The 16,169-nt window shown below is 48.9% G+C and carries 15 protein-coding genes; 2 read left to right on the top strand and 13 right to left on the bottom strand.

Going from position 1 to position 16,169, the window contains the following annotated elements:
* Nucleotides 1-64: 64 nt before the first annotated feature.
* Nucleotides 65-871 (bottom strand): helix-turn-helix domain-containing protein, encoded by an 807-nt coding sequence (locus MHH82_RS14005; RefSeq protein ID WP_036663363.1) that lies wholly within the window; start codon nucleotides 869-871, stop codon nucleotides 65-67.
* A 133-nt stretch (nucleotides 872-1,004) separates the two neighbouring features.
* On the opposite strand from MHH82_RS14005, the gene MHH82_RS14000 reads away from it, so the two are divergent.
* Nucleotides 1,005-1,811, top strand: a complete 807-nt coding sequence (locus MHH82_RS14000; protein ID WP_036663364.1) for a phytanoyl-CoA dioxygenase family protein — start codon at nucleotides 1,005-1,007, stop codon at nucleotides 1,809-1,811.
* Between the two features lie 80 nt (nucleotides 1,812-1,891).
* Here the strand turns inward: MHH82_RS14000 and MHH82_RS13995 are convergent, their stop codons facing one another.
* Complete coding sequence (locus MHH82_RS13995; RefSeq protein WP_145036043.1) at nucleotides 1,892-2,455, bottom strand: dihydrofolate reductase family protein; 564 nt, start codon at nucleotides 2,453-2,455, stop codon at nucleotides 1,892-1,894.
* Nucleotides 2,456-2,784: 329 nt separating this feature from the next.
* Here MHH82_RS13995 and MHH82_RS13990 point away from each other — a divergent pair, with 329 nt between their 5' ends.
* Complete coding sequence (locus tag MHH82_RS13990) at nucleotides 2,785-3,180, top strand: CopG family transcriptional regulator (RefSeq protein ID WP_015734976.1); 396 nt, start codon at nucleotides 2,785-2,787, stop codon at nucleotides 3,178-3,180.
* Between the two features lie 200 nt (nucleotides 3,181-3,380).
* Here the strand turns inward: MHH82_RS13990 and MHH82_RS13985 are convergent, their stop codons facing one another.
* From MHH82_RS13985 to treC, 11 genes are all read right to left on the bottom strand, one after another.
* Nucleotides 3,381-4,505, bottom strand: a complete 1,125-nt coding sequence (locus MHH82_RS13985) for a GerAB/ArcD/ProY family transporter (protein ID WP_036663366.1) — start codon at nucleotides 4,503-4,505, stop codon at nucleotides 3,381-3,383.
* A 17-nt stretch (nucleotides 4,506-4,522) separates the two neighbouring features.
* Nucleotides 4,523-4,762, bottom strand: a complete 240-nt coding sequence (locus MHH82_RS13980; RefSeq protein ID WP_015734974.1) for a hypothetical protein — start codon at nucleotides 4,760-4,762, stop codon at nucleotides 4,523-4,525.
* Nucleotides 4,763-4,771: 9 nt separating this feature from the next.
* Nucleotides 4,772-5,977 (bottom strand): Ger(x)C family spore germination protein, encoded by a 1,206-nt coding sequence (locus MHH82_RS13975; protein WP_015734973.1) that lies wholly within the window; start codon nucleotides 5,975-5,977, stop codon nucleotides 4,772-4,774.
* A 36-nt stretch (nucleotides 5,978-6,013) separates the two neighbouring features.
* Nucleotides 6,014-7,609, bottom strand: coding sequence for a spore germination protein (locus MHH82_RS13970; RefSeq protein ID WP_340966264.1), 1,596 nt, complete (start codon nucleotides 7,607-7,609; stop codon nucleotides 6,014-6,016).
* 156 nt (nucleotides 7,610-7,765) lie between these two features.
* A complete protein-coding gene (locus MHH82_RS13965; RefSeq protein ID WP_015734971.1) occupies nucleotides 7,766-7,981 on the bottom strand; it encodes a hypothetical protein in 216 nt (71 codons plus the stop codon).
* A 204-nt stretch (nucleotides 7,982-8,185) separates the two neighbouring features.
* Nucleotides 8,186-8,701, bottom strand: a complete 516-nt coding sequence (locus MHH82_RS13960; protein ID WP_015734970.1) for a DUF3189 family protein — start codon at nucleotides 8,699-8,701, stop codon at nucleotides 8,186-8,188.
* Nucleotides 8,702-8,860: 159 nt separating this feature from the next.
* Complete coding sequence (locus tag MHH82_RS13955; protein ID WP_015734969.1) at nucleotides 8,861-9,943, bottom strand: Gfo/Idh/MocA family protein; 1,083 nt, start codon at nucleotides 9,941-9,943, stop codon at nucleotides 8,861-8,863.
* 536 nt (nucleotides 9,944-10,479) lie between these two features.
* Nucleotides 10,480-11,262 carry an SDR family NAD(P)-dependent oxidoreductase gene (locus MHH82_RS13950; protein WP_015734968.1) on the bottom strand — a complete coding sequence of 261 codons (783 nt, stop codon included), beginning with the start codon at nucleotides 11,260-11,262 and terminating at the stop codon, nucleotides 10,480-10,482.
* Nucleotides 11,263-11,443: 181 nt separating this feature from the next.
* The gene (gene treR, locus MHH82_RS13945) at nucleotides 11,444-12,181 is read right to left on the bottom strand and encodes a trehalose operon repressor (RefSeq protein WP_015734967.1); all 738 of its coding nucleotides are present in this window, start codon (nucleotides 12,179-12,181) and stop codon (nucleotides 11,444-11,446) included.
* Between the two features lie 63 nt (nucleotides 12,182-12,244).
* Nucleotides 12,245-14,281 (bottom strand): PTS system trehalose-specific EIIBC component, encoded by a 2,037-nt coding sequence (treP, locus tag MHH82_RS13940; protein WP_015734966.1) that lies wholly within the window; start codon nucleotides 14,279-14,281, stop codon nucleotides 12,245-12,247.
* A gap of 27 nt (nucleotides 14,282-14,308) precedes the next feature.
* Entirely contained in the window at nucleotides 14,309-16,024 is a 1,716-nt protein-coding gene (treC, locus tag MHH82_RS13935) for an alpha,alpha-phosphotrehalase (protein WP_015734965.1), read from the bottom strand.
* Nucleotides 16,025-16,169 lie beyond the last annotated feature (145 nt).

Below are 16,169 nucleotides of genomic sequence, written 5' to 3'. Positions count from 1 at the left end.
TCGTATGTTAGTCTGATATATCTGCACCGTCTTCATTCAGGCATCAAATGTAAACCCGGCACATTCATGGATGCCTGCATGACTGGCGGTACTGCCTCGGCGAAACCCCGAACTGCTTGCGAAACTGATCGGCAAAATGATTGTAACTGTTAAACCCTACGTCGTGGGCAGCTTCATTCGCCGTACGGCCCGAATGGCTCATCAATAAAGCGGCATGGCGAACCCTCATCCGGTTCAGATGCTCCAAAATGGTGGATCCCGTTTGCTGTTTGAACAAGTGCGCCAGCCTGGATCCCGAAATTCCGATCTCTCGGGATAAGGCATCAATTTTGACGTCTTCTTTTAACGAACGGGATAACAACCCAAGCGTTTGCTCGACTCTGGGATCTAGCCTCTTGTTTGTCCGCTGTGCAAGCAGAAGCAAAATCTCACGCAGGGCGTTCTCGCACAGAGCTTCCCACAGTTCTAACCGGTCCAGCGAATCTTGCAGCACATTACGAAAGGCCAGCTCGACACGGCCTCGGACACGTTCATCAGGCAAGGTTTCGACCAGAAACTCCTCGTTCGGCAGCATCCCGTTTTCCGGGAGCCCGGGATAATGGATCCAAAGAAAGTTCCAATGCGTCCCCTGCACGGTCCCGTATTCATGGGCGATGTTGGCGCGCAGCAGGCCGAGCTGCCCGGATCCGCAGCGTTTCTCCCCGGCAGGCGTGCGGAAATAGCCCTCACCTTGCAGCGTGTAAACAAGCAGCCAGTCCTGCATTCCGTTAGGACGACGCAGGCGATAAGAATCGTCTTGCTCGAAATGATCGCCGAATATGGTTCCGGTGCTTTCTAAGGATATGGCATGCCTATCAGCCGGCGTTCTCAAGCGGTCTCTCCTCCTCTGTACCCCGAATAGCAGAATTCCGGTAATATTAAGCAGAAATCATACTTCCTCTCAAGTTAAGCAGACCTTATTCTATTGTCAACAGGAAAACCATTAATTTGCGGGAGGAATTGCTATGAGAGAGAAGTTACACGTATTGACGGAAGAACAGCTGCACAAATTCGAAACGGAGGGATATTTGATTGTAAAAGGCCTCTTCCGCGAGGAGGAGCTGTCGGAGATCGAAGCAACGTTTGAGGAGATCAGCCACACGACCGTGCCCGGCCACTTTGAGCCTGTGCTGGACGATGAAACCGTTGAACCGCTCAAACGTTATCCCCGCGTTATGCATCCGCACCGCTTTCATGCAACCGCGAAGAAATACATGCTGCATAAACCGGTCATGCAGGTATTGGCCGATTTGTACGGGGAACCGGCGCTCGCCGCCCAAAGCATGTTCTATTACAAGCCTCCAGGCTCCCGCGGCCAAGCGCTGCATCAAGACAACTTCTACCTGCAGGTGGAACCGGGCAACTGCATCGCGGCATGGACCGCAATCGACGCGGCTAATGAAGAGAACGGCGGTTTGCTCGTCGTTCCGAAAACAAGTGATTATGACCTGGTATGCCCGGAAGAAGCCGATTCGAACGAGTCGTTTACCACTCATTTCGTGAAGCCGCCCAAGGATCGAAAGGTCCTCCCCGCGATCATGGACAAAGGGGACGTCCTGTTCTTTAACGGCAACCTGATCCACGGCTCTTACCGCAACAAATCCAACCGGTTCCGCCGCGCTTTCATCTGCCATTACGCCAACGCGTCGGCTACCAAAATCGGTGCATTTTATCGGCCTTTGTTCCGGGAAGACGGCACGGAGATCAACCTTGACGTCAATCCGAATGGCGGTCCGTGCGGCATCGAATTCGATACGGCTTATCCCCATTGAAATAAAGGCGGCCAGCGTACATCTTAGAGACGCTGGCCGCACTGGTTTCCTCGAATAGGACCTCTTCTCATAGCAGTGCCCTATTTACTGTAGTACAGTCCAAGTACACCGTTGCCATAGGTTTTACTGCTGTTAAGGTTCATAGTGAATCGTTTATTTGCAAGCGCAAACAACCGTTCTCCCTGTGAAACGATTACCGGATGTATAAATAACCACAGATCATCAAATAAATCATGTTGGATAAATAATTGCCACGTTCTTACTCCACTCTCTACCGAGATATTCCCTTCTCTATTTTTGAGGATCTCGATTTCATGAGCCATGGAATTTTCACCATTTACTAGAATTTGCTGAGAGTTTATCCAAGTTAGATCCATTTTCGTGCTGGAAATCACAAATTTGGGGATGGCATTTATGCGCTTGGCTATAGCTCGTTCAAGGTCGTCGTTAGATGAATTCTCTGCATTTTGCCAATGCTGTGCTAATGATGAATACGAATTGCTGCCTATAATAATCGTGTCTATAGTATTATAGTACTCTAAATAATCTTCAAAGATTTCCTCATTTAATGTCATCCATTGATCTTCATTTGATACAATGCCGTCCATCGTAGTCTGCATAGTCAGAATGATTCTACCCATCATTAAGTCCTCCTCGATTCACATATTGAGCATACTCACTGATTTTATCGTACTCGACTATCAATGATTTCTTCTTAATTGCTGATTTCCACATCATTTAAAACAAATAAAACAAAAAATCGCGATAGTCCCGGTTTCTAGCGTGTATATGTTCTTGTCTCTGGCTATCACGGTATCTGCTTCAACCGTCATTTCAAGCACTGGATGGGAGTTGCTCCCTCTATCGGTTATCACCGGAGCTTTTCCGGTGTTTTCGCGAGTCTTTATTTTGTGTTGACAACGTGTTTACATTATGCGTACAATAGATTCACTACGTTAAGGAGGCTTTGCCCATGGATACCAATCTGCACATCCGTCTATCCAAAGACCTCAAGGAGAGCTTTCAAGAGATTGCGAAGGAGAATAACACAGACCCTTCAACTCTTGTTCGCGACTGGATCAGCAATTATGTAGCTGAGCATCGAGGGACAGATGAAGATACAGCTGCCGAGTTATACTTGGCAGGTTACCTATTACAGCAAGCACTTGGAGGAAGAGAACATGTCAGCAAGGAATTCGCCAAACAATTGCAGGAGCATTCCTTGACGAACCAGAAGGAGTTCACTCAATTGATCTTGACTACCTACATGGATCTGGATCTTACGATTCCTTCGTGTTTATCCAAGACTTATAAAGGTTACGCTTATTCTCAAATGTTTTTGTTGGGCTTAATCGGTGATAAGCCTTAGGATTTGCATAAAGCACAATTGCCGTTCTTTTATGAAGTCTGAGTGGCTTCATATATTAGTGCGCAAGAGAAAATCTACCCTTTCCTGCCGGTTCAACATAAAAAACCGTCTACAAGTAGACGGATCGCACAGCCAAGCTATTTCCATTCCAATCACGATTACAGTGGATTATCGAACAACCCACTTTGTCCTCCAATCGTTCAGGCGGATTTCGAGGACTTTTTTGTTTTTTTGGACCGCAATTTACGGAGTCCGTGCATCCCGAACAACACCAATGGAAATATAAATCCGACGGTGATCGTATACGGAATCCAAGTCTTTGCGTCCCATTCCAACTTGTAAGGAACATTGGGATATATAAAGACGGAAACCGCGGCAAGTATCCAGCCTAGCGGCACGACCAGCGGCTGATAATTTTTGATATTAAATATCTGGCTGATGCCGATTGCAATGGCGTAAAAGTACAAGGAGATTCGGAAAAACAAAGTGATAAACCACATCACCGCCATGACCGCTTCAATGCGCTGAAGAAAATTACCGATATTGATTTTCTTGGCCAGCATATAACTTGGATACATATTTCGTGCCGCAATGTCCGGACCCAAGACCAAAATTGCTAATCCAATAATCGTAAAAAGCACCCCCGCTCCCAATAGGCTTCCAATATAAACGGCCTTGCTTGTCTCCGCCGGGCGGTTGACGGCTCCCGGGTAGATGATCATCAACACGATGTTTGGCAGAAACGCAGTACTAGCGAAAGAGATCGCAGCCGGGAAAATAGGGTTGGCTCCCGATTCGAAAATGGGAAGTGCATTCTCCCATTTAATTTCTGACAACAATAAAATGCTCATGGACAGAAACAGAAAAAGAAACCATGGAAATAGCATCTCCGCTGATCTGGCCAGCACTTCGAGCCCTAAACGTACCCCCAAGACAACAAGTGCTCCGTAGAGGAAAATAATCGCCTGAACCGGGGTTTCGGGCAGCATTTGGATGGTCATGAAGTCACTAATTTCGTGCAACACTGATGCTGGACCACTTAGAAATAATGTTAGTAATAACAGAAAGTTTACCGTTTTGCCGATCCATTTTCCCAATAGTTTCTCAGTCAATTGCATTAAATTCGATTCCGGGTATTTTTGGGACAATTGCAGCTGCACCGCTAAGAAGATGAAGCCCAGCCCGATCCCAACCAAGGCGGCAATCCAGGCGTCTTGCCTGGCAATGTTAGCCGTACCCGAAGGAACGATAAGAATTGCGCTTCCGATTGTATACATGGCGGTTAAAATGCTAACTTGGCGCAATGAAATTTTTACTACAGGCATCTTCCCCGCTCCCTTTCTCATTGGATCAAACCGATGGCTGTAAGCCAATCACTGAGCGGCTTGAAGGCAATCGTAATCATGACCAAGGGAGTTGGTATATCTCTCAAGATCGTTTGAGCCACACTGATTCCTATGGCAATGATCATGAATGCCGCGAATCCCCAGACTTCCCTGTATTCTTTTTCCCGCAGCATCCTAGGCAGCTCAAGCCAGGTTATAATTGCGGCTGAAACTGCAATTAATGCGATATTCAGCATGAATTTGCCTCATTCCTTAATATCATTTAGAAATGAATTATTGGTTGTGCCGGTTCGCCGGATTTTGTAATCCACGTTGACATGGGTCTTTAGGTTCGGGAAATATCGGTCATTCCACGCATCCTGCATCTCTTTCCATTGTTTAGGATGAGAACGGTGAAACGTTTCTCCGAAACCGAATATGTCCACTTTAAGCTCCGTTTGTACTTTATCGATCACCGACTCCAAAAATCGAGTTAACCTTTCCTCCATTTCCTCTTCAAGTTCCCTCACCGTTTCAGGCTGCGATAAATCCAACCCGCTGCACTCCACGGAGCCGATATTTCCTTCGATATTTAACTTGATGCTCATCTCGGGACGGGATTGCACGATTCTTCCCTTAAGCTTCGCATCGGTCCTAAGCGTCTCCACTACGACCTTGCCGTCGTTATGGCAGGGTATGAAACCTACAGAGCTTTTAACGTCCCCCATTATAAATCGATATCCTCTGCTATCTTTCTCATTTAACCAGCCAATCAGCTTGTCATTTTTAAAAACAGCAAACCCCGAATATTTCAATTGGCTTGGCGTTTGGATATTTTCTACGTTTTTCTTTGTTTTTCCAATTTCCCGGTTCCCTGTAATCACAAGTCCGGTTAGCACGGGATGTTTTCCAATGCTGGTAATGTCGTTGATCAATTCATCCAGCGTTACGGCCATGCTCGGTGACCATACCTTCTCGGAGATTTGCAGGGAATCGTATAGTTTATTTGCAGGAATCGTTTCCATGGGGGTCATGATTTTCAAGGTTTCCTCGACCGTTGCCCCTTTGGTAATTGCCAGGTAGAAATCAGGTCTGAATTCGTGATCCCTGGATAACAGATCCAGAACTTTGGCTATCCCTTCCCTTGCCATCGCCTCATCCATCAGAAACATCCGCAAATGAGAAAAATATATTTTTCGCGGGCTAATCTGGGTCATTCTCCGCGCCGCTTCAAATATGGTGTCGCCTTCGGCTGTATACAGCGTAGCTGGCGCTTGGGGACCGCCGCTTCGTTTGGCGGTAACCTGCCCAGGGATAGCGACCTGGATCGACAGTCGGTAGCGGCCGTCCACCCAATCTACCCCTGCGGCCACCGCTATGGCCAGCTCGTTTAACTCCCTGCGATTCCAGCATCCGCTAAGAAGAAGCATGATTACGATATGCAGGAGCAGCAGCGCCAATATCCGTTTCATTCCATTTCACTCGCTTTCCCACTGATCTGCATTCAACTATTCCCGCGACTTCTGGGGAGGTTTGTCTTTCCTGCGCTTCTCGTTGTCCTGATTGATCAGTCGGGGGCGGTTTATCAGCATCCAGTGTGGCAGCCGCAAAATGGAATCTTTTTGCCCCTCCGGAATTAATGGGGCAAAAGGCGACATATACGGAATTCCGAACGAACGAAGGCTGCACAAATGGAGTATGATCGCGATGACCCCAACTAAAATGCCGAACAGTCCGAAGGACCCGGCAAGCGCCATTAACGGAAACCGGAGCATCCGAAAAGCAATAGACATGTTAAAAGATGGAACAACAAAGCTGGATATAGCGGTAATAGCCACCACAATAACCATGGCTGGAGAGATGATCCCTGCTTCAACGGCGGCTTGTCCAATGACCAGCGTTCCTACGATGGAAATAGCGGATCCGATGTTTTTAGGCAGCCGAACGCCTGCCTCCCTCAGAATTTCGAAGGTTACCTCCATGAGGACCGCCTCAACGAAGGCGGGAAATGGGATTTGCTCGCGCTGTCCAGCTAGCCCGAATAGGAGCCGTGTCGGCAGCATTTCGTGGTGAAAGGTGGTTATCGCCACATAAAGTGATGGCCCAAGCAACGAAATGAATATGCTCAGATAGCGCAGTATCCGCAGAAACGAGCTGATATCCGCGCGCTGGTAGTAATCCTCTGCAGCATGCAAGAACGAAACAAATAAGGCAGGAACGATCAGAACGAATGGAGTGCCGTCCACGATAATCGCGATTTTGCCTTCCAGCAGCTCGGCTGCGACCACGTCGGGTCGCTCGGTATTATAAATCGTGGGAAAAGGAGTCAGGGTCTTATCCTGCACAAGCTCCTCGATATAACCGCTCTCCAAGATGCTGTCAACATCGATTCGTTCCAACCGAGTGCGCACTTCGCCGACAATTTTCTCGTTGGCGATGCCATCGATGTACATCATAACGACATCCGTTTGCGTAATGCGTCCGATCTGCTTCGTTTCCATCCATAGATGAGGATCCTTGATCTTTCGGCGAATCAAAGCCGTATTCGTTCGAACTGCCTCCGTAAAGGATTCGCGCGGGCCGCGCACGACATTTTCAGCCGATGTTTCCATGACTCCGCGGTCCTTCCATCCCCGGGCGCCGGCCGCGATGCCTCGATCCAAGCCATCAACCAGCACGATCGCGTCTCCCGACAATAAAGAATGGAACAGCGTTTTATAGTCAGATATGGACTGTATCTCTTTGCTTATGAAAGAGATTTCTTCTAGTACCTTTTGAGCTTCCAATGGTTTCCCATACTCCGTATTTTCTCTAGCCCTGGATTTCGCAATGTCGGCTACAGCGGACATGATGGATTCCGAAATGATCTTTTGATCGGCCAGGCCGTCCGTGTATACAACAGCCATATAGTGTTTTTCGCCTTCGTCAAGCGGGATTTCCCTGATGACGATATCGGTGCTGTTACCGAGAGTCCTTCGGATATGGTTCAGGTTGCTATCGAGTTCCGGGCTTAAAGCATTAGAATCTTTCTTCGTTGCAGCAGCCGATGGGGTATCTTTGGTGTTGTTTTTGTTGGAACGGCCGGTTCTTCTTCGATACCGCATAAGAACATTCTTCCTCTCACAGATGCTATTCCCCCATTATTGCCGAAGAAAACAGGCTGTAAACTTTTGCGAAAATGTTGTCCGAACAAACAAAAGGATGACATCCACGGAGTCGATTGACCCCCGGCGTCACCCTTTGCTTCACCAGCCGAACGATTATTTCATCATGCGCTTCAGCTCTTTATACAGCTTACGGTTTAAGTATCGAATCAGTTTAGTCAGCCCATACACAATGGCGATAATCAAGATGGTAATGACGGTCATGAAAATAACGGCACGAATGGATAACGTTCCTCTGAACCATCCCATCATCAGGAGTAAGAGATACGTCACAATGACAACCCAAGTGCTGATTGTGAATAAACGTTTCATTACCATCACTCCCCTTCATGTTGCCGTATGGACCGCGGGACGATGGGACTGAGTTATAAATGCGAGACGGTTCCCCGATCCGATCAAGCGTCCCTAAATTATACCAGATCAAGCAGCTCATAAGATGCTCGGCGAATGATAAAAAAAGAAGATAACCCTGCAAATTCAGGATTATCCTCTCAGCTTCATGATGCCTTGCTATGGTTAAGGTGAGAAATTCTTGTTCTCCATCACGATAACGGACTCCGAGCCGGACCTCGATGCCGCCGTTTGTTTAGTATATAAGACCAGCTCGCGGATCGTGCTGCAGCACTGCTTGGCCCCTGCCACCAATAACGGACTGCCGACGAAACTCAGTTTTAGCCTCTTGGACAAAAATCCCCCGATCGACATGATGATGGGCACGGTAGGCGATGTGTTGGAGAATACGATCGGCTCGTCATTCTGGTATTTGTCTTGAAGAATCAAGCACACATTTTCCAACGCGGGAACTACGACTTTGGATGAACCCCGTCCAATGGTGTACACGGGGTTCCCGTTCTCGTCCAGACCGTGAAAGATAAGTTTACCCATATCGGACGTATTCAGTTTATCGAAATAGTCTACCGCCAGAATCTCCTCTTTCGTAAGCTGGCGATTGGTCGGCAATTTATTCAAATGATAAGCTGCAGCCAGAGATGTTGTATGGGTTCCGCCATAATCATTATAAATAAATATCATGTCCATGACCCCATCCTTCCGATTTAATGAGCTTATTATTACCCATTATGTAAATCTCATTCGCCCGCGATTCATGGATTGCTAGACTTGATACTTTCGCAACTAAAAGAAGCCCTGTTGATCAGGGCTTCTTCGGGATGAACCCGATTTAAGATGGACTTAGTCCAGATAAACGGCCTTGCCGATTTTTGCGGATTCGTATAGAGCTTCCAAGATTCGAGATACAACATAAGCTTGTTCTGGGGTTACGACAGGATCCTTATCCTGGTCGATAGCCTCGATCCATCTTCTCATCTCAACATCCGGAGCTTGCTCCTTCTTGCCGTCGTAGAACGCAACCCCGCCGGAGTTCAATTCGATTTCGTTTGTATACAGGCGGCTGAATTTCTCGCCGTTGATGCGAAGACCGTTCTTCATATCGGCTCCGCCTTCCGAACCGCTCAGCGAGCATTTGGCTTCATCGACTTCAAGCGTATTGAGCGCCCAGCTGGATTCCAGCATAATGGTTGCGCCGTTCTCCATCACAATCATGCCGAAGGCGGAATCTTCCACCGTGAATTTTTCGGGATCCCAAGGTCCCCAAGCATTGGCCGCATTCTCCTTGCGGGACAGTTCATGGTATGTGGTGCCGAGTACAATCTTCGGCTTGTAATTATCCATCATCCAGAGCGTCAGATCGAGCGCGTGCGTGCCGATGTCGATAAGCGGCCCGCCGCCTTGTTTTTCCTCATCCAAAAATACGCCCCAAGTCGGCACGGCTCTTCTCCGTACGGCATGCGCTTTGGCAAAATAAATATTTCCGAGTTCGCCGGCTTCGCATACCTGTTTCAGGTAAAGACTGTCTTCACGGAATCGGTTATTGTATCCGATCGTCAATTTCTTGCCTGTGCGCTTCGCGGTTTCCATCATAAGCTTGGCATCGGCGGCCGTTTTGGCCATCGGCTTCTCGCACATCACATGTTTTCCCGCTTCTAGCGAAGCAATGGAAATCTCGGCATGAGAATCATTAGGGGTCAAGACATGGATAATATCGATGCTTTGATCCTGCAGCAGCTCTTTATAATCGCCATACACTTTTGCTTCCTCAATACCGTACTTGCTAGCCGCTGCTTCTGCCCGATCAATTACGATATCGCAGAATGCCACGAGCTCCACGTTGTTTAATCTGCTTAAGCTCGGAAGATGCTTCCCGTTTGCGATTCCGCCGCAGCCGATAATTCCAATACGATACACTTTAGACATGGATCATCACCATCACTTTTCATTGTTTTTTTAAAATTCATAATTTCTGCTTATTCGAAACGCCTTATAAAACAAGCAGATCGTTGTATGTAATTCTGTCACAACACCTCTACGAATCTCTGAAAGGCACATCACCCTCAACAAAGAGCGGCCTCCAGTCGGCATGTGGATAACCTTCATCCATCCGAAGGGTTGGTGTACGCACCACGTTTAGGGAAGTGGTCCTATGACTGCTCTATCCCTATGGCGTCTTAGAAAAAAAGTAACAATGAGGGAAATCACTCCTTCCGGCAGCCCGTCATTTGTTTTCCGAACATCCACATATAAGGTATCACATCTTGCACATTTTTTTAGTCCAACTATGCGACAAATCATATATAAAATTACGACATCATCGCCATGTCTTCAAACAAGGGCTGCCCGTTCCGAAGCACCATGGTTTACATAATATTCGTTATGAAAATATTATAAATTTTACCAGCATGCATGAACCTCCATGCTCCAAATCATATCCCCATCATTTAAATGCTGACCCCTTACAAAGCCGGAGCTGAACCCCCGTCAATATTGATGGAAGTTCCTGTAACATAGGAAGCAGCATCGGAAGCCAAAAATACGATGACTTTTGCCGCTTCCTCCGTATCGCCGATACGCCCGAGCGGGATGTTATGGCGCGGATCCCGGGCGTACTGGTCCCAGGTGAGTTCAGGTGATTCACGTTTCCAACGCGCCTCAAGCTGTGCACTCCGTATCGTTCCGATACATACGGTGTTTACCCGGATATGGTCTTTCGCCAAATCGTGACTCATCGCTTTGGTCATGGCTTGTCCCGCTGCGCGGCTGACGCTGCTTGGCATGGATGAAGCCGGCGGCGTTTTGGCCCAGGATGTCGTCACATTAATAATCGCGCCGCCGCCGGAATTCCGCAGATGAGGGACGGCCGCACGCGAAAAACGAATCGCGCCGAACAGCTTGAGATCCAGATCGGATGCCCATGATTCGTCGTCGATCTGCTCAAACGGCTTCGCTGCGGCGGTTCCGGCATTGTTCACCAGGATATCGAGCCGTCCGTAGCTTCTGAGCGTTTCGGTTACGGCTCGCATACAATCCTCAGGTTTCGTAACATCCGCTGCGATGGTTAACGCTTCGGATTTCGATAGATGCCTGATATGATCCGCGGCAGCCCTTAACTGCTCCTCATCTCGTGCACATATGGCAACTTTAGCCCCTTCCAACGCAAACGTAACGGCGGTTTCAAGGCCAATCCCCCTGCTCCCCCCGGTAATCAACGCAACCTTTCCATGGAGTCCCAAATCCATGATCCATCAGCTCCTTTAACTGGATTGCTTGAATCTTTGCCTCTAAGTACAGCTTCAACATCAACCAGGAGTTTTCCTCTTTATTTCATCTATTACGCTGCTGATCTGCATGGCCTTTACGAATGAGCGACATGGGAAGCCAATAAAAAAAGCCGCGATAAACTCGCGGCTAACTTCACTTCTATTTGTCTCCAAAATCATGATTGGATTCCCTTCTTGCAAAATCCACAAACTGAAATTTATCCAATCGATGTCTGGATTCCGTGTACTGGAAAAGCGTGGTATCTTCCAAGTGGACGTAACCTCGGACGACGACGACATGGGTATCGCTTCCAAGATCCATATAGGACTGGTCCATCGTCGTAGCTCGTTCCACGGAGATGATTTTTTTCGAGTAACTGATCTTTAGATGGAGCTCCTGCTCCAAGTATTGATAGATGGAATCGCCCGTAATTTCTCTCGTTAAACCCGTCACGATGTCGGCAAGCAAATAATCCACATCGAGGATGATGCGCTCCCCTTCAATTTCCCTGGATCGGATCACCTTCCACACGAGCCGGTCCGGGCGGGTGTGCAGCTCCTTGGCGATGGCTTCCCCGGCCGGAACGCACTCCGTTTCATGCACAATCGTACGGCTTTTCCGGCCAATCCGCTCCGCCATTTCCTTATAACTGACAAGCCCCGTAACCGGGAAATTCATTCTTCCTGTATCCAGCACAAACGAACCTTTGCCTTTCACCTTATGAATATAGCCGTTTTGGGCGAGTAAATTCAATCCCTTGCGGACCGTTTCCCTTGTAATTTGATAGGTTGCCGCAAGCTCGTTCTCCGAGGGCAGCTTGCTGCCGGGCTGCAAAGCGCCGGTTTCGATTTGGTCGGCATAGTCTTTATACAGCGTCCAATAAATGTTGTTCGTCATCCTTTATCACCATCAGCTATTGTACCATTTTCCAGCAGCCAACACATGTTAAATAGGAACCTATCAGCTTCCATTACCGAGTGTCACCTGAAGCACTCGCGTTTCGCCAGGAAGCGCCTCGCCTTCAAACTCCGTCACGTTCTGAATGTGGTCTTGCCCATCCGGAATAATGACCGGCGTAATGACCGGCAATCCGGCTTGCTGAATGCGATCGATATCGAATTCAAGCAGCAGCTGCCCTTTCCTTATCTCCGCACCCGTTTCGACATGTGCCGTGAATCCTTCGCCTTTTAACGAAACGGTGTTGATTCCGACGTGAATCAGGATCTGGATTCCGTTCGCATCCGTCAAAATAATCGCATGTTTGCTCTTCTTGATGAGATGGGCGACTTGGCCGTCAAATGGAGCATACACTTTGCCTTCGGACGGGATGATGGCAATCCCCTGGCCCATTTGTTTATCGGCGAAGGCAGGATCCGGTACCTCTGACAGGGGAACCACTTTCCCTTTGATCGGTGCCTTGACCTCTACAGCGCCTTGTTGCTCCGCTTCCACGGTTGAAGGGTTTGCCGTTTCCGTCGACGCGAACGACCCGGATTGAAGACTGCCGTTCGATTCCGTATTCACAGCTTGCGCTCTTCCATCTATGCCGGCAGCATTCCCATCCGCTGCAGTTGCATGTCTAGACTGCTTGGACAACTGGTAGCGCCCGAACAGCAATGTCCCCGCGAACGGAACGACCAGTACAATCGCCATACCAATGAAGAAGACACCCCACTGGTTAGGGAAGATGGACAGGAATCCCGGAATTCCGCCCACGCCGATCGATGAAGCCAGAACGTTGTTCACGGCCAGCAGCACGCCGGCAATCCCGGATCCGATCATACCGAAAATAAAAGGATATTTATGGCGAACGTTGACCCCGAAGATGGCGGGCTCCGTAACCCCCAAGAAGGCCGAGATGGAAGATGTAACGGCAAGTCCTTTCGCCTTCTGCTCCTTCATGATAAACATCATGGCCAGCGCTGCGGCACCTTGAGCAATATTAGACAGCGCCAGCATCGGCCACAGGAACGTTCCGCCTTCGCTGCCGATGAGCTGAATGTCCACCGCAAGGAAGGTATGATGCATCCCCGTAATAACAAGGAGTGCATACAGTCCGCCATAGATCAGACCGCCCAGAGCGGCAAAGGAATCAAAAATGCTGACGAGGCCTGAAGTAAGAACGTTGCCGATGGCAAATGTGATCGGCCCCACCAGAACAAACGCGAGGAACCCGGTCACCAACAGGGCAACGGGTGCCACGACAAGCAGCTTGATGGAATCGTGGACGCGTTTGTTCAGAAACTTCTCGATTTTGGCCAAAATATAAGCCGAGACAAGAACCGGCAGCACCTGGCCTTGATAACCGATTTTCTCCACTTCAAAGCCGAACAGGTTCCAAACCGGAACCGTGCCTTCAAGTTTGGCATCCGCATACTGGTAGGCGCTAAGCAGATCCGGGTTTACCAGGATCAGGCCCAGCACGATTCCAAGGAGCGGATTGCCACCGAACTGACGTACCGCCGACCAGCCGATCAGGACAGGCAGGAAAGTAAAGGCGGTGCTTGCAATCAGATTGATGATCGAGGCTACGTCCGCCCACTCGGGATGGACCTGAATCAACGATTGTCCTTCATAGAATATGCCCGGCCCCGTAAGCAGATTGTTAATCCCTAACAATAAACCTGCCATGACGATCGCCGGCAGAATCGGGATGAAAATATCCGCAAGCGTTTTAATGGCACGCTGAAGCGGATTTTGCTTCTTGCTCGCAATGTTCTTCACTTCATCCTTCGATACTCTCGCACCGCCGGTGATATCCATCATTTCGTTGTAAACCTGGTCTACAAGACCCGGTCCGATTACGACCTGAAATTGACCCTGGGAAGAGAACTGCCCTTTCACCAGGTCGTTCTCATCAAGTGCCCGGGAATCCACCTTGCTGTCGTCCACCAGGGCAAATCTTAATCGGGTTACGCAATGCGTAGCGGCTTCGATATTGTCTTTTCCGCCGACTGCCTCGACAATGCGCTCCACGTTTTTGCGATCAATGGCCATAGCTCTACGCTCCTGACATTTATGAATTTAGTTATTGTGAATAAGCCACATATAGGAAGCATACGGTCGAAGTGCAACTGTTGGCATGAGCTTGGGTTCTTCCGTTGTGTTGCCAATTAACAGCTGAACTGATCGACTTTCGGTCAGATTGTCTTTCATTTTCTCGGGCAGCTCGAACGATACGTCGCGGTCGCTGAAATTGGAAATGACAACAAGCGTCTGCTCCTTGTTCGTTCTGGCATACGCATATATTTCGGGATGGCCTTCATCCAGACGAACATATTCACCGTCCGTCATTACCGGAAGGTTCTTACGCATTTCAATCAGTTTCCGGTAATGATGATAGATCGATTGCGGATTATCCACTTCGGATTGCGCATTGATCAGCGGATACCGCTCATCGAGCTTGATCCAAGGCGTCCCCGTCGTAAATCCCGCTTGATCGCCGTCATGCCAAGGCATGGGTAATCTGGAGTTGTCGCGCGAGCGCACCCTGACGATATGGGCAGCCTCCTCCGGCGTTCTTCCTTGCTCTTGGAGGATGGTATACATGTTTAGAGATTCAACATCCCTGAACTCGGATATGTCATTCCACTTCGGATCGGGCATGCCGATCTCTTCGCCCTGATACACATATGGCGTGCCCTGCAATCCGTGAAGCGTCGTAGCCAGCATTTTTGCGCTTTCCGAGCGGTATTCGCCATCATTGGTGAACCGGGTCAGCGCCCGCGGCTGATCATGGTTATTCCAGAAGAGGGCATTCCAGCCTCCGCCCTTCTGCATGCCGATCTGCCAATCGGAAAGCACCCGCTTCAATTCTTCGAAATCGTAAGGCTTGAGCTCCCACTTTTGCCCGTTGGGGTAGTCCACCTTCAAGTGGTGGAAGTTGAACGTCATGGAGAATTCGTTCTCCTTCGGGTTCGAGTAACGAATGCAATGCTCCAAGGTTGTGGAGGACATTTCTCCTACCGTGACGAGATTGTAAGGCTTGAACACTTTTTCGTTCAATTCCTTAATGTATTCATGCACGCGGGGGCCATCCGTATAAAACCTGCGCCCGTCGCCAGGCGCCACGGAACCGTCATCATCGGGATAAGCGGGATCCTTCGAAATAAGATTGATGACATCCATCCGGAATCCGCTGACGCCCTTGTCCGCCCAGAACGTGAGAATGTCCACAACCTCCGCCCGGACCTTCTCGTTCTCCCAATTCAGATCGGCCTGCGTTTTGTCAAACAATGTCAAGTAATATTGCCCTGTCCCCTCGTCATACTGCCACGCCGGGCCTCCAAACTTGGATTGCCAGTTATTCGGCGGGCCGCCGTCTTCCGCGGGATCCCGCCAGATGTAATAGTCGCGATACGGGTTATCGCGTGAGGAAATGGCTTCTTTAAACCATCGATGCTCGGTTGAAGAATGATTCACGACGATGTCGATCATCAAATGCATGTCTCTCTTTTTTAATTCGGCAACAAGTTCATCGAAATCGTCCATCGTCCCGTATGCAGGATCGATGCTGCAATAATCCGCGACGTCGTAACCGTTATCATTTTGCGGAGAAACATACACCGGCTGGAGCCACACAATGTCGATGCCAAGTCCCTTTATATAATCAAGCTTTTCCATGAGCCCGCGTATATCGCCGGTACCCCGGCCGGTTGTATCGTTGAAGCTCTTCGGGTATACCTGATAAACCGTCGAAGTTCTCCACCAATCTTGAGATTGGGTTCCTGGGTTCTGCATGTAACTGGGTCCTCCTCGTCATCTTGTATATACAGGTTGCATATAGGAAAATCATATACATGTATATACAGGTTGTCAACCGTTTAACAATTAATACCCACTTCCCGGACGTTTCGACTACAAAAATAATAATTTAATTGGAATT

This window comes from Bacillus sp. FSL K6-6540 (assembly GCF_038007545.1).
This window is presented reverse-complemented; position numbering and strand designations above follow the sequence as displayed.

Bases quoted from the DNA above. Each gene is read 5' to 3' on its own strand.
- treP (WP_015734966.1), bottom strand. From the start codon at position 14,281: ATGGCCATTGATCGCAAAAACGTGGAGCGCATTGTCGAGGCAGTCGGC.
- MHH82_RS13995 (WP_145036043.1), bottom strand. From the start codon at position 2,455: ATGATGGGTAGAATCATTCTGACTATGCAGACTACGATGGACGGCATT.
- MHH82_RS13975 (WP_015734973.1), bottom strand. From the start codon at position 5,977: ATGAAACGGATATTGGCGCTGCTGCTCCTGCATATCGTAATCATGCTT.
- MHH82_RS13970 (WP_340966264.1), bottom strand. From the start codon at position 7,609: ATGCGGTATCGAAGAAGAACCGGCCGTTCCAACAAAAACAACACCAAA.
- MHH82_RS13950 (WP_015734968.1), bottom strand. From the start codon at position 11,262: ATGGATTTGGGACTCCATGGAAAGGTTGCGTTGATTACCGGGGGGAGC.
- MHH82_RS13985 (WP_036663366.1), bottom strand. From the start codon at position 4,505: ATGCCTGTAGTAAAAATTTCATTGCGCCAAGTTAGCATTTTAACCGCC.
- MHH82_RS13990 (WP_015734976.1), top strand. From the start codon at position 2,785: ATGGATACCAATCTGCACATCCGTCTATCCAAAGACCTCAAGGAGAGC.
- MHH82_RS13965 (WP_015734971.1), bottom strand. From the start codon at position 7,981: ATGAAACGTTTATTCACAATCAGCACTTGGGTTGTCATTGTGACGTAT.
- MHH82_RS14000 (WP_036663364.1), top strand. From the start codon at position 1,005: ATGAGAGAGAAGTTACACGTATTGACGGAAGAACAGCTGCACAAATTC.
- MHH82_RS13955 (WP_015734969.1), bottom strand. From the start codon at position 9,943: ATGTCTAAAGTGTATCGTATTGGAATTATCGGCTGCGGCGGAATCGCA.
- MHH82_RS13960 (WP_015734970.1), bottom strand. From the start codon at position 8,701: ATGATATTTATTTATAATGATTATGGCGGAACCCATACAACATCTCTG.
- MHH82_RS13980 (WP_015734974.1), bottom strand. From the start codon at position 4,762: ATGCTGAATATCGCATTAATTGCAGTTTCAGCCGCAATTATAACCTGG.
- treR (WP_015734967.1), bottom strand. From the start codon at position 12,181: ATGACGAACAACATTTATTGGACGCTGTATAAAGACTATGCCGACCAA.
- treC (WP_015734965.1), bottom strand. From the start codon at position 16,024: ATGCAGAACCCAGGAACCCAATCTCAAGATTGGTGGAGAACTTCGACG.